Origin of the sequence: uncultured Lactobacillus sp. (assembly GCF_947367125.1) — a bacterium.
In the GTDB taxonomy this organism is placed as follows: domain Bacteria; phylum Bacillota; class Bacilli; order Lactobacillales; family Lactobacillaceae; genus Lactobacillus.
Genome location: NZ_CANBCQ010000012.1, coordinates 1 through 13,084 on the forward strand (window position 1 = coordinate 1; position 13,084 = coordinate 13,084).

At 37.3% G+C, this 13,084-nt stretch carries 12 protein-coding genes and 1 other annotated feature; of the genes, 3 read left to right on the forward strand and 9 right to left on the reverse strand.

What is annotated here, in order from left to right:
- Nucleotides 1–120 precede the first annotated feature (120 nt).
- Both efp and coaA read right to left on the reverse strand, forming a co-directional pair.
- Entirely contained in the window at nt 121–696 is a 576-nt protein-coding gene (gene efp / locus Q0Y84_RS04625; protein ID WP_089146071.1) for an elongation factor P, read from the reverse strand.
- A gap of 122 nt (nt 697–818) precedes the next feature.
- Nucleotides 819–1,733, reverse strand: a complete 915-nt coding sequence (gene coaA, locus Q0Y84_RS04630; RefSeq protein WP_297951362.1) for a type I pantothenate kinase — start codon at nt 1,731–1,733, stop codon at nt 819–821.
- 59 nt (nt 1,734–1,792) lie between these two features.
- Between coaA and Q0Y84_RS04635 the strand changes: the two genes are divergently transcribed.
- Nucleotides 1,793–2,353 (forward strand): SGNH/GDSL hydrolase family protein, encoded by a 561-nt coding sequence (locus Q0Y84_RS04635; protein WP_297951363.1) that lies wholly within the window; start codon nt 1,793–1,795, stop codon nt 2,351–2,353.
- Here Q0Y84_RS04635 and Q0Y84_RS04640 read toward each other — a convergent pair.
- The 5 genes from Q0Y84_RS04640 to helD all read right to left on the reverse strand — a co-directional run bounded on the left by Q0Y84_RS04640 (nt 2,350) and on the right by helD (nt 7,642).
- A complete protein-coding gene (locus Q0Y84_RS04640) occupies nt 2,350–2,799 on the reverse strand; it encodes a GNAT family N-acetyltransferase (RefSeq protein WP_297951365.1) in 450 nt (149 codons plus the stop codon). The two genes, Q0Y84_RS04635 and Q0Y84_RS04640, sit on opposite strands and share 4 nt — an antisense overlap.
- Before the next feature lies 1 nt (nt 2,800).
- Nucleotides 2,801–3,616, reverse strand: a complete 816-nt coding sequence (locus Q0Y84_RS04645; RefSeq protein WP_297951366.1) for an amino acid ABC transporter substrate-binding protein — start codon at nt 3,614–3,616, stop codon at nt 2,801–2,803.
- 3 nt (nt 3,617–3,619) lie between these two features.
- Nucleotides 3,620–4,240, reverse strand: coding sequence for an amino acid ABC transporter ATP-binding protein (locus Q0Y84_RS04650; RefSeq protein WP_297951367.1), 621 nt, complete (start codon nt 4,238–4,240; stop codon nt 3,620–3,622).
- Nucleotides 4,241–4,253: 13 nt separating this feature from the next.
- Nucleotides 4,254–4,901 carry an amino acid ABC transporter permease gene (locus Q0Y84_RS04655; protein ID WP_297951368.1) on the reverse strand — a complete coding sequence of 216 codons (648 nt, stop codon included), beginning with the start codon at nt 4,899–4,901 and terminating at the stop codon, nt 4,254–4,256.
- 158 nt (nt 4,902–5,059) lie between these two features.
- Nucleotides 5,060–5,292 (reverse strand) — a binding site (T-box leader).
- 43 nt (nt 5,293–5,335) lie between these two features.
- On the reverse strand, nt 5,336–7,642 hold the full coding sequence (helD, locus tag Q0Y84_RS04660; RefSeq protein WP_297951369.1) for an RNA polymerase recycling motor HelD: 2,307 nt from the start codon (nt 7,640–7,642) through the stop codon (nt 5,336–5,338).
- A 151-nt stretch (nt 7,643–7,793) separates the two neighbouring features.
- On the opposite strand from helD, the gene Q0Y84_RS04665 reads away from it, so the two are divergent.
- Together Q0Y84_RS04665 and Q0Y84_RS04670 are read left to right on the forward strand one after the other, a co-directional pair.
- Complete coding sequence (locus Q0Y84_RS04665) at nt 7,794–8,480, forward strand: matrixin family metalloprotease (RefSeq protein ID WP_297951370.1); 687 nt, start codon at nt 7,794–7,796, stop codon at nt 8,478–8,480.
- A gap of 60 nt (nt 8,481–8,540) precedes the next feature.
- The gene (locus Q0Y84_RS04670; RefSeq protein ID WP_297951371.1) at nt 8,541–9,191 is read left to right on the forward strand and encodes a histidine phosphatase family protein; all 651 of its coding nucleotides are present in this window, start codon (nt 8,541–8,543) and stop codon (nt 9,189–9,191) included.
- A 119-nt stretch (nt 9,192–9,310) separates the two neighbouring features.
- Here the strand turns inward: Q0Y84_RS04670 and aspT are convergent, their stop codons facing one another.
- Together aspT and Q0Y84_RS04680 are read right to left on the reverse strand one after the other, a co-directional pair.
- Nucleotides 9,311–10,969, reverse strand: a complete 1,659-nt coding sequence (gene aspT / locus Q0Y84_RS04675) for an aspartate-alanine antiporter (RefSeq protein ID WP_297951372.1) — start codon at nt 10,967–10,969, stop codon at nt 9,311–9,313.
- A 16-nt stretch (nt 10,970–10,985) separates the two neighbouring features.
- Nucleotides 10,986–12,578, reverse strand: coding sequence for a bifunctional aspartate transaminase/aspartate 4-decarboxylase (locus Q0Y84_RS04680; RefSeq protein WP_297951373.1), 1,593 nt, complete (start codon nt 12,576–12,578; stop codon nt 10,986–10,988).
- Nucleotides 12,579–13,084: the final 506 nt, after the last annotated feature.

Consider the following 13,084-nt stretch of genomic DNA (forward strand, 5'->3'; position numbering starts at 1 on the left):
CTTTTTTGCAATAAAAAATCCTGTTAACAGCTTATCATATAGATAAGTCATCAACAGGAAAAATTATAGAGCCAAAATAATCCCCAACTTATGCATAAGTTGAGGATTATTTTTTATCTTTTATCTAGGTTGACTATCTGCACGTGACTTGTAATCACCGTTTTCGGTACCAATAACCAGCTTTTCACCATTCTTGATGAAATCAGGAACTTGCACAACTAAGCCTGTTTCCATAGTAGCAGGTTTACCACCACCAGCTACAGTTGCACCCTTAATCTCTGGTTGTGTCTCCTTAACGGTCATTTCAACAGTTGATGGCAATTCAATACCGATAATCTTGTTATCATCTGTAAAGTCCATATCAACCATAATGTTAGGCATCAAAAACTTAACGTCATCACCTAATTGATCGGCTGAAACTTCATATTGATCATAAGTATCAGTATCCATGAAAGTATAAGTATCACCTTCGCCGTAAAGATATTGGGCCTTTTTCTTAGTTACTTCAACCAAATCTACCTTCTCAGTTGGACGCATGGTCTTGTGGACAACTGCACCACTCTTAACATCACGCAAATCCATTTGCATAACGGTATTACCCTTACCTGGTTTATGGTGGTTAGCCTTTAAAACTTTGATCAATTTGCCATCTTGGCTAAAAATCATACCTTTTTTCAAATTAATTGCTTGTACCATTCTTTTTTCTCCCTTACTCTATCTTAAACTGCTTTAGTGTTTTAGTCAGAGTACGCTGGAGGTAACGCAAATTTTTTTATCAACAGTAAATAAATCGTATTCATAATATCTAGTATACCAAATTAGATATGTCTCAGGTAAATGCGATCGATTAAATGACCATCGGTCTTGTGTAAAATAAGGCTGGCACGCTGCTTAGTTGGCGCAATATATTCACGCAAATTGACTAAATTGACCATTTGCCAAGTTTCTTCAGCTAGCTGCATTGCCTTATCTAATGGTCCATTAGCCATCTCATAATAAAAGTTATCCGGTTTATCCTTATTTAGTTTCAATACCTTCTTAAAGCGTTGCATGTACCATTCTTCAATTAAATCTTCTTCGGCATCAATATAAATTGAAAAATCAAAGAAATCACTAGTCACCACCTGCCCATTTTCAGGCAATTGCAGAGTATTAATTCCTTCAATGATCAACACATCAGGATTCTTTACATGACCATATTTTCCGGGCACAATATCGCTCAATTCCTGCGAATATAAAGGATATACAATATCCTTTTTTCCACTTAAGACATCCCGCAAAAAGTCGCTAAGCAAGGTCATATTGTAACTTTCAGGGAAGCCCTTGCGCGGCATCAAGCCCCGGCGTTTCAATTCCTCATTAGGATAAATAAAACCATCCGTGGTCATCAAGTGTACCTTCAATTCTGGATAGGTTCTACTGAGCAACAATTGTAATAAACGCGCAGTGGTTGATTTGCCAACTGCAACTGACCCCGAAATGCCGATAATAAACGGAGCTGGTGAAAAACTTTTATGCAAAAATTCGATTTGTGCTTTTTGCGCATTCTTTTTTTGTTGGTAAACTAAATGTATGTAACTGATCAGACTGGTATAGATCTCATGCACATCGGTTAAATCAACTACGTCACCCAGAGATTTAATATCGGCCAATTCTTCTTTGGTAATATTTACTTTATCTAAAGGAGCTAATTTTGCCCATTCATTTCTATTAAAATTCGTATAATTTCTCATATATCGTATCCATATTCCTTCTAAAACACTTACTTATTATAATAGAAAGCGCTAAAAATATGAAAAAAATTATTCTATTCGGTGATTCTATCTTCAATGGCTATCGCAATGGTAAAAATACCGACTTAGTAACTAATTTATTCCGACAAGAACTAAAAGATTATGCACAGGTGGAAAACATTTCTAAAAGTGGGGCAACAACTGTTGAAGGCGTCGACTATTTAGCTCAAATCCCTAAAAAGCATGATTTAGTTGTCGTCGAATATGGCAATAACGATGCCGCAACAGCTTGGGGAATTAGTCCTGAAAGCTATGAAAAGAATCTAACTACAATCCTTACGGCAGTAGGCAAAGCTATTGTGGTAGGCCTATGTTTACCCGATCCTAATAATTTTGAAATTAACCAATATTACGGTGATGAACGCTTAGATCTTTTTAAAAACATTGCTAAAAAAGTTGCGCACAATGAGCAGGCACCCTTTGTGGATATTCTACCAGCAATGCGTCAGCTAAAGGACAAATCGACATATTATCAGGCCGATGGTCAACATTTAACTGACAAAGGCAACGAATTTTTAGTTAGCCAAATTGTGCCAGTAATCAAAAAAGAACTTGATTAGTTCAAGTCCTTCTTCATCATCACGTGTTCTACGCCGCCTTCATCAAACGGTTCGCCTACAACTTGATAACCCAAACTATCATAGAAAGGCTTTACCCGCATTTGAGCGTGACAGTAAACTACATCAATCTTATTTTGCCATAAAAATTTATGCACAGCTGTAATCATTTTCGACCCCAATTGCTGTCCACGTGCTTCTTTTGATACAGCTACTCGACCTAACATCCATTTACCATCTTCTTGAAACAGACGACAAGTCGCTAAGGCAGTCGTCTGTTTTTGATTGAGTAAATAGACTTGAAAGGCAATTAAGTCGGCATCATCTAAATCTGGTAGAGTTATTTTCTGCTCAGCCACAAAAGTCGTGTTGCGCAATTTTTCTACGCAATAGAATTCTCTCCCCGTCATTTCGTCAATTTTTTTAAAAGTAAAATCATCTATCTTCATATTACTTACCTAACCAACTACTATTTCTGTCAAACCATTTTTTATTAAGTTTGCGCAATTGACCATTTTTTTGCAACTTAACCAGGCCTTCATTAACCCTTTTGTGCAAAGTCTTGTCTCCCTTACGCATCCCTACAGCAAACAAGTCCATTGGCACGCGATCATTCTGAATTACCTTGTATTCGCTACTTTTAGCCATGTGAGCAATATAATAGTCGGCATAAACTTCATCTAACAGAATTCCTTGAATTCGTCCTGCATTCAGATCCAAGAATGAGTTAGAGATCGTATCATATAAAACTGTTTTCTTATCATGCAGCACGTCTTGCTTAGTTTCATACCACTGCTCAGCCGTTGAACCAGTTTGCATCCCCAATTCGTATTGCTTCATTTGCTTAAAGGACCTAATACCACTGTCCTTTTTCACTACTAATACCTGCCGATTGCGCAAATATGGCCGACTAAAAGCTACTTTCTTTTTACGTTCTGGCGTAATGCTATAACCATTCCAGAGTAAGTCTATCGTACCGTTACGCAGCTCCGTAACGTTCATTGACCAGTCAATTGTCTGAAAAGACACCTTAATGCCATATTGCCTAAAGACTGCTTTAGCTAAATCAATGTCATAACCCGTCAATTGGCCGTTTTTCTTTTCAAAGCCCATTGGTACAAAACTATCGTCTAAGCCAATTACCACTTGCTTTTTGCTGGCAATCTTATTCCATGTATCTTGAGTATTAGCTTCTTTTTGTACGCTTTGGCAACCAGTTAAAAATAATATTATGGCCAAAACGATACCTAAAATCCATTTTTTCATTGCCTAATCCTCGCTTAACGGTTGAACCTTGAGCATCTGATCCGCTACATTCTCTGCAAAATTCAAGTCGTGGGTAATAATCAGCTGAGTTAAACCAGATTTTTTCAAGCTTAAAATCATCTTCTCAACTTTTCTACGTAAATTTGGATCTAGCGCACTAGTTGGCTCATCATAACAAAGAATCCGCGGCTTCATAGCCAAGGCTCTAGCAATCGCTACTCGCTGTTTTTGGCCTCCTGATAACTCATAAGGGTATTGCTGTTCACGCCCACTCATTTGTAGACGCTTTAACAATACACGCGCATCCTGCTCTGCTTCAGCTTTACTCTTTTTTAATACCAACGTAGGTGCCAAAGTAATATTTTGTAAAACGTTCAAATTAGGAAAAAGATTATAATCCTGGAAAACTACGCCAACTTTGCCAGAATCATAAGGCTTGCCATCAATTAAAATTTGACCACTATCCTTAGTTTCAAGCCCTGCAATGATTCTTAATAACGTGGTCTTTCCAGCACCGGATGGTCCTACAATGGTCATAATTTCGCCATCTTTTAAAGTAAAAGAAATATCTTTTAAAATTTGGTGACCATTGAATCCTTTACTCAATTTTTTTACTTCTAGCATGCTCTCACCTCCACTACTTGTAATAAGAAAAGTGCTTTTCTAGTTTCTTTAAAACAAAGGCACAAATACTGATTAACAATAAATAGATCACACCGACTAATACTAGTGGCACCAAAGTTACATCCCTAGCCATTGCTACATTGCCGGCCCTAAGCAAATCGCCTAAGCCAATAACGTAAACCAGTGATGAATCCTTAACCAAGTTAATTACCTCATTGCCAATTGATGGTAAAACAATTTTTATTACCTGGGGAATAATGATCTTAGTCATTGTCTGCCAGCGGTTCAAGCGCAAAACTTTCGCTGCTTCAAATTGCCCTTCATCAATCGACTGAAAACCACCACGAAAAATTTCCGCAAAATAAGCCGCGTAATTCAAAACAAAAGCAAATAAGGCTGCTTGATAGCGCGGAAAGACAATATGAATGATGGGTAAGCCATAAAAGACAAAAATTAATTGCAATAATAAGGGCGTGCCCCGCATGATCCAAACATAAAAGTTAACCAACCAGCGTAATGGTTTAAACTTACTTTTTTCACCTAATGAGACCAAAATTCCTAATGGCGTTGCTAAAATTAACGTCCAGAAAAAAATACTTAACGTCATACCTGCTCCTGACAAAAGAGCGGGCAAAATTTCTGCAATATATCTTAATGACATACTCTCACCTTCATTTTTCTTTCCTAATAAAAAAGCCCCCTTAGGACTAGCCTAAGAGGACGAACGGATCGTGTTTCCACCTCATGTTTGCACTTGCTCACGCAACTTGCCTCACTAGGTTGATTATCTTAAAAGAAAAACCCTCATAGCCAAACGGCTACGAGGGCGAATGTAATCGCGGTTCCACCTCATATTTACAAATTGCTCACGCAACTTGCCTCAATAAGTTCAATAATCAACCTTTAGCTATAACGGGCTATCCCGGATTTTCCTACTTTTGTTCAGAAGACCAACTCACAGATGTGATTCATACTAGCAAATATCTTATTTCCACCAGCAAAGACTCTCTATTACTTTGACCAGTATTACTATTTCTGTTCTAAGTTGTTTTTAATGTTGACTTAAATCTTAAATGATCCCGCAACTTTTGTCAATTATTTTTCTTCATAAGTATCTGGATCAACATCAAGCAATGGGCTCTTTTCTCCAGTATAAATAATATCTAGCTTATACATTGCACGAGAAGTAATAGTATAAACAAGTTGAGTTTCATCCAGTTTATGGTAAGCCGCTTTAGAAGCATCCCACATGACTACTGCATCAAATTCTAATCCTTTAGCTAAATAAGATGGAATGACTAATGTACCATCAACTAAACGCTGGTTAGCTGTCGCAATTAAAGTTGCTTTTTCACCTTTTTTAACTAGTTCTTCATGGACAAACTTAGCTGCGGCCAAGTCCTTGGTGATTACCGCTGTCGTGCGCTTATTTTGTTCATTGTCCTTTAACACATTAACTAAAACATCTAATGCCTCTTCATCATTCTTTCTGCCCCAAATTATAGGCTTAGGTCCCTTACGGTTAAAGGCTTCAATCTTTTCACCTTGACGCAGAATTTGCTTAGTAAAATTAGTCAGTTCCTTAGTTGAACGATAAGACTTGGTCAATTGCACCACATCAGTTTTTTCTGGATCAAACAAACCTGAGATTTGCTTGAGCAAGCTACGGCTCTCATCCTTAGTAAAAATCGCCTGGTTCAAATCGCCCAACATCGTAAACTTAGCCCGTGGGAAATTATACTTGAGATAAGCTAATTGAAATGGCGTATAATCCTGAATTTCATCAATAAAGGCATAACGCATCTCATAATCAGTTCTACGGCCAGTAATCAAATCATACAAATACAAGTAAGCTGAAACGTCATTCATCGCTATATGATGTTGCTTAAAGTTATTCTTGACTCCTTCAACATGCTCTAGCCATTCAGCTTCATCAATGTCCCACTTAGACAAATCGACCATCTTAGGCACTGCCCGCAAGAAGCTCAAGTATTGGGCCCGCATATTCAAAAAGTGATTGTGTAAAATCCGCTTGTGCACGCCCTTTAAAGCAGCCAAAACAATTTTTCTACCTAAAAAGGCTTCTTCTTTGGCTTCTGATTCAAATTCCTGATCAGGACGATCATAAAGTTCATTTAATTCAGACTGACTCATCCCTTCGATGGTATGAGCTACCCAAGCCTTCTTAGTTTCTGGCGTAATCTTGCGGTTGAGCATCTTAATTAACTCTTCACGCGTTGCATCAATCCGATTAGCTAAATTGTAATTTTCATTGAAAGAATAGTAGATCTCCTTGATCTTTTCTTTATCAAAATATGGCTTCTTCTTATCACGGAAGTAAATATTCTTAAAAATGACGCCCCGCTTGTTCAAGCGCTTAGCATACCGCGTCAGTAAATTAAAGAAGTTAACTGAATCCTTAAATTTAGAAATATTGCTATCGGCGGTTTGGTCTTCAAATTGTCTAAATAAATTTTCAACTTCCATACCAGGCAAACGCCGTGCAACAAACTGCCAATAAGTCATTTGCACCATGTTTTGCTCACCCATTTCAGGCAGAACATTCTTGATGTAGTCATTAAAAAGTTGGTTTGGACTAAACATAATGACATCGCTAGAAGTTAAATTGCCACGATAACGGTAAAGCAAAAAGGCAATTCTTTGCAAAATAGCACTAGTCTTACCAGACCCAGCTGCTCCTTGCACGAAAAGCAAATCAGCGCTGGTATTTCTAATAATCTTGTTTTGTTCTTGCTGGATCGTCGTCACAATTGACTTCATCTGGGTTGATGATTTTTCTGACAAAACCTCTAGCAACATTTGATCGCCAATCGATTCATTGGTATCAAACATGTTCACGATCTTGCCATCTTCAATCATGAATTGCCGCTTCTTTGTCATATCAACGGTAATTTCACCTTCAGGCGAGTTATAAGAAACTTTGCCTAATTTACCATCATAGTAAATTGAAGAAATTGGTGCTCGCCAATCATAAATTAAGAAATGATCATCTTTGTCCGCAAATGAACCCAAGCCAATATAGATCGTTTCAGCTTGATCTTCATTTTTTTCCTTAAAGTCAACTCGAGCAAAATATGGTCGCTTTTCTAAGCGTTCCACCGTTTCTAACTGCTTGGCTGAATGTTGCCAAGCGTGTTCACGTTCACTTAATAATTGTTGTTGCTGATGGATTGATAAGGCCGTTTCCATTGAAGTAGAATAGCCATCATAATCCAATTTAACATCGTCAAAAAAGTGTGAATTAAGCTCTCTTGCTTCGCCTTCAGCTGATTTGATAGATTTCTTTAAAGTTTTTTCGCGGTCCTTGATCTGACCCATAATATTATCAAGGTGTTTTTGTTCAAGTGCTTTTTCGTTTTTTTCAGTTTTGGCTGTAGCCATCTAATCACCTTTTCCTTAAAAATTCGCATTCTATTTTATCATGAATAGCGCTTTCATAGTAGTTTTCTTGCTCGTTAGCAAAAACATAAGCTAAATTTGGTGAAAATTTTACTTTCAGAGACTATAATTTTGGCGTATTGGAGTGATATTATTGAGAACATTTTTTAGATTTATCAGAAATATCTTCTTGCTTGCTCTTCTCGCTTTTGGTATTTGGACCTATAGCCCCAATATTCGCACGGCAATGCAAGATTCACTAACTACCCTAAGTTATCGCATTAACGAATTACTAACGACAGGCACAATTACCACACCTAACCACGAAAAAAATAATCCTACTATAAAAACTGATACCGATAAAACTGAAAATGATAGTTCTAGCACTACCCGCGTCTGGTCGCATCCTGAAGCTAAGGTCTACGTTGACATCGATCATAATATCCAGTTGCACTCAGCTGCAATCGACGCGATGAACGCTTGGAATCGAACAGGTGCCTTTACCTTTCATCAAGTAAATATTAAAAAAGATGCCCAGATCACCATCAATACGGTTGATGAAAGTGATACGAATGCCGCAGGCGAAACAGTTACGACTTATAATCCTGCGACAGGACATCTGTTAAAGGCAACAGTTCACCTGAATCGCTATTATTTACAAAATCAATGGTATGGCTATAGTAATAGTCGGATTATTAACACGGCCGAACATGAACTAGGTCACGCAATCGGCTTGAACCATACTAATAACGTTTCCGTCATGTATCCTAAAGGCTCAATCTACACAATCCAGCCGCAAGATATTAAAGCAGTTAGAAAAATCTATCATGAACGGAATTAACTTTAAAAGCTCGCTTCTTTTTTCTAAAATAAGAGGTGAGCTTTTTACGAGGAGAAAAATATGAAACGAATTTACATTGTCCGTCATGGACAAACTTATATCAACCGTTACAACAAAATGCAGGGCTGGTGCGATACACCATTAACGACCCCAGGAATTGAAGGTGCTGATGAGGCCGGCAAAGCCTTAAGCGAAGTTCCTTTTGATATTGCCTTATCAAGCGACTTAAAGCGGGCCAGCGACACCTGTGAGATCATTATGAAGCATAACGTCAATAAAGACGAACTGCAGCACATTGCTAGTCCATTTTTCCGCGAACAATTCTACGGCTACTTTGAAGGAATGGATTCCGAGATGGCTTGGCGAATGATTGGCGGCAGCCACGGCTACGGAACTCGACAAGAAATGTTCGCTCACGAAAGCATCGATACCATTAAAGATTGGATTAAAGAAGCTGATCCCTACCATCAAGCTGAAAATGCGGCAGAATACTGGGCTCGGCTTGATGATGGCTTTAAGTTGATCAGCCAATTAGATGGTGCTGAAAATATTCTTTTAGTTACTCACGGCTTTACTATTAGAAGTCTCTGGTACCGTTATGGCGATAATATTCCGCTAGTACCTGGTCCTAGAAATGCCTCAATCACAATTATGACCATGAGTGATCAAGGAAAAATCAAAATTCCAAAATGGAACCTGATGCATTTATAGCAAAAACGCGCTGAGAATTTTTCTCAACGCGTTTTTATGTGCAATTTTCAAATCAACATATGTATTTTTTAACTATTTGCTTGAAATTTAGTTTTTCTTTGCATCTACCACCTCATAACTTACGCTAGCAGCGCTACCATTAATGGTGCCATAACCGTTAGGAAAATATTTCCTAGGGCATAAGTTGGGGTGTAACTTAAGGCAAAGACTGATGAGTCTGTTTCTGCATTTACAGCATTCAAAGCAGCTGTGATAGTACCTGAACCACAAAGTGAACCGATGTTATCTACGATATTCATCTTTAAAACAAATCTACTAAATAACAAAGTTAATAAGTGTGGCAAAATTGATACTAAAATACCAATTACAAATACTAGCCAGCCCATTTCCTTTAATGCCGTTACAAATCCGCTACCAGCTTGTAACCCGACTACTGCAATGAATAGGTTCAAACCTAAACTCTTCAGTAGCCATCTGGTTGATGGAGGAATTATTCCTGTGTTAGGATGCTTCTGTTGCAGCCAACCAAAGTATAAACCTGCAAACAAAGCACCACCACCGCCACCAAGAGTCAATGGAATCTTATGAATTGTAATTACAATTGCACCTAAGAGAATACCTAGGAAAATCCCAATTGACATGTAGCTTACATCTGTCTTGGTGCCTGCAACTTTTTCATAACCAATAGTCTTAATACAATTATTTAAGTAGTTCTCTGGCCCGATAATTGTAATCCGGTCACCAACAGTTAAGCGGCTATAGTCGCTTAATTTTTCTCCATCATGATAAGCAGAATCAATAATAACGCCGTTGCTCATCATTTGCTCTAATGCATGATAATTGTATGCCTTGGTCAATAAAACCGTTGCTCTCTTTAAGTTAAGAGGGAAGTTATTTGCATCAAGTTCAGACATCTTCGGATCTTTATCTGCAAATGCAGCAAAGTCTTTAATATTGCCTACAACCAAGATAGTATCATTTTCCTGCAAAACTGTGGTTGCCGCAGTTAGCATTTTATCTTCGTTAATGACTTCTTCAATTACTAAGCCATGATTTAATTTGTCAAAATCAGTTAAAGTCTTACCTATGAATTCACAGCCAGCATTCAGTTTAAATGCTCTAACACGGATATTAGCTGAGACTTTTACTCCTGTAGTTCCTGAAGAAATATGATTCTTTTCAATATACTTTTTAGTTGCTTCACGTAAGTTAACGTGCAAAATGACCGGGGCAATATTCTTTAAGAAAATCAGTACGCCGACCGTACCGAAAACATAAGTTAATGCATATGCGATTGCTACTTGTGACATTGCCGCAGTTTTAGCAGCTTGAGAAATATGCAGTGCTTCAATTGCTGAGTTTGCTGTCCCGATACATGCAGATTGGGTCAAGGCACCTGCGATAATTCCTCCTGCTTCGCCAAATTTGACATGGAAAACCTTAAATAAGCCAAAGGCCACTACAAAAGCAATGACTGTAAAGACAACACTTTGAATAATAAATTTTAAGCCTTTTTTCTTAAAGCTGTTAATAAAGGCTGGCCCTACTTCATAACCTATAGTAAAAATAAACAAATCAAAGAATAGGTTTTTAACAACTGGCGCAATTTGGAACTTTCCTAATTGTCCGATTACTAAACCGACTAAAAGAACACCAACCGTAGCTCCAAGTTTAAAGCTTTTAATATGAAATCTCCCTACAAAGTAACCTAATCCCAAAGTTAGGAAAATAGCTACTGAAGGATTGTTCAATGCAAAACTACTTATTGTGTGCCACATAATTTATCATCGCCTTTCACTTATTTTGGCTTTCGAAATCATGATGGTACTCTCTTAACAGCTCTAATACTTGTTTACCAATTAATGCATAGTCATCAGTTGGCAAGTTAGCTTCAGATACTCGAAGTTCACCAGGTTTGCTACCGAATCCTACACCATCCATCAGAACGACACCGTTCTTTTTGGCTAATTTAAGTAAAAAGTCTACCTGTTCAAAGTTATTTTCAAGGTACTCTCTAAAGGCTTTGCCATACTTTCTTTCAGCGATTCGATAAATATCAATTAATGAGTAGTATTTCGCACTAGTCCGACTTTCGTCTTCCTTTGCACCCATACTCTTATGCAATTTCTCATAACGCTCACCTACTAATGCTCTAGATTTGTCAATATATGCATCAGTTGAGCCGTTTGCGTAAACCAAGTGAGTCAGTGCAAACAATACTTCCATCATTTGTTGCGGTGTTGATAAACCTGAGGTGTGATAAAGTCCTACAGAACGACTATCGGCAACCATCCGGTCAATAAATTTCATCTTATCTGGATCAATTACTACATGTTCATAACGCTCATGCAATTCTGCTTTATTCTTTGATCCCAGTTCCGAAATCTTTTTATCAAAAACATTATCTTTATTTAAAGCAATTAATCCTAAACGCCAACCTGTTGCGCCGTATAACTTCGAGAATGAATAGACTAACATTGTATTGTGTGGTGCGACGCTATAAATTGTCTTGAAATCAGATACAAATGTGCCATAAACATCATCCGTGATAATCATCAATTCTGGATTCTGCTTAACTGCATGTTCAATTGCTAACAAGGCTTTATGATTGAAAGCTTTAGAAGTTGGGTTAGTTGGATTTACAACAAATAAGGCTTTAATAGAAGGATCACTCAACTTCTCAATTTCTGATGGTTTAATTTCCCAATTATCTTTTTCACGCGACCGCAAATCTACTTCAACTAATTCATAGTCATTCAATTCTGGAATTTGCAAATATGGTGTGAAAATTGGTGTATTAATTGCAATCTTGTCACCTGGCTTCAAAAGATGATTTTCAGCCAAGGAATGGAAGGCATAAACAATAGCTGCCGTACCGCCTTCTGTTGGGAACAGCTCTGTATGTTTGGCTAATTTAGTCTTACCATACAAAGTTGATTGCAAATATTCATTTAAAATAACTTCACTATTTTTCAAAACACGACTCGGAACTGGATAATTATTACCTACAATTCCGTTAGTTATTTCTGCTACAACCGCATCTTGATCTAGCTTTAACTCGTCTTTTACATAAGTTAAAACATCTTCTAGAAATTGATCTTCTCGATTATTTTCGGGATCTAAAAATGCTTCTAAGCGTTCCCGAATACCATTAGTTTCAACATAACCGGCCATAGCACCATTATTAATAGTGCGGCGTGACTCTTGAATACCAAATTGCATCAATCTCGCAAATGCTAGTCTTGCTAAAGTGTTAATCCAATTAGGATTGCCACGACCAGCATTTAAGAATACATTACTTTTTTCATTTTTTTGAGCTAATGCCAACATCTTTTGACTAATTTCAAAAGCACCTAATTGCTCAAGTTGCTTTTCATCGACAACCATAATGATCTCCCAAGAAAGATTTTTTCTTTCTTTGCTCCGTTATTTTATGACTATAATGAGCGCTCACTAAGGCGAATATAACACGCAATTATGTGCAAATGCAATTGTCCATTTTTTCGTTGCTCGCGTTTTTTATTAAAAAAAAAAAAAAAAAAAGGACATGTTTTAATCTTACGCTAAGACAAAAATATAGGGTAATTAACCATTAAATCAATAAAAGGCTTGATTCTGATATTCTTTCAGAATTAAGCCTTTTAATCTATTTTTTATTTTTTATTGCTCTAGTACTCAATATACTCTAAGCTAAATCTTATAGCTAGTTATGAAAAAGACCTAAAAGTATCCGCTTTTAGGTCTTACTCACAGTTTTCCCAATTCTTCATCGCCAACAAAATGATACAACTAATTAAGTACCTAACGGCAGAATAGCTGCACTTATTGGCTAATGAAAACTGGTCCTCCTTATAGATCAAGAGAAAAGTCATCTATAAAAATTCTTAAGAGCT

Bases quoted from the DNA above. Each gene is read 5' to 3' on its own strand.
- efp (WP_089146071.1), bottom strand. From the start codon at position 696: ATGGTACAAGCAATTAATTTGAAAAAAGGTATGATTTTTAGCCAAGAT.
- coaA (WP_297951362.1), bottom strand. From the start codon at position 1,733: ATGAGAAATTATACGAATTTTAATAGAAATGAATGGGCAAAATTAGCT.
- Q0Y84_RS04635 (WP_297951363.1), top strand. From the start codon at position 1,793: ATGAAAAAAATTATTCTATTCGGTGATTCTATCTTCAATGGCTATCGC.
- Q0Y84_RS04640 (WP_297951365.1), bottom strand. From the start codon at position 2,799: ATGAAGATAGATGATTTTACTTTTAAAAAAATTGACGAAATGACGGGG.
- Q0Y84_RS04645 (WP_297951366.1), bottom strand. From the start codon at position 3,616: ATGAAAAAATGGATTTTAGGTATCGTTTTGGCCATAATATTATTTTTA.
- Q0Y84_RS04650 (WP_297951367.1), bottom strand. From the start codon at position 4,240: ATGCTAGAAGTAAAAAAATTGAGTAAAGGATTCAATGGTCACCAAATT.
- Q0Y84_RS04655 (WP_297951368.1), bottom strand. From the start codon at position 4,901: ATGTCATTAAGATATATTGCAGAAATTTTGCCCGCTCTTTTGTCAGGA.
- helD (WP_297951369.1), bottom strand. From the start codon at position 7,642: ATGGCTACAGCCAAAACTGAAAAAAACGAAAAAGCACTTGAACAAAAA.
- Q0Y84_RS04670 (WP_297951371.1), top strand. From the start codon at position 8,541: ATGAAACGAATTTACATTGTCCGTCATGGACAAACTTATATCAACCGT.
- aspT (WP_297951372.1), bottom strand. From the start codon at position 10,969: ATGTGGCACACAATAAGTAGTTTTGCATTGAACAATCCTTCAGTAGCT.
- Q0Y84_RS04680 (WP_297951373.1), bottom strand. From the start codon at position 12,578: ATGGTTGTCGATGAAAAGCAACTTGAGCAATTAGGTGCTTTTGAAATT.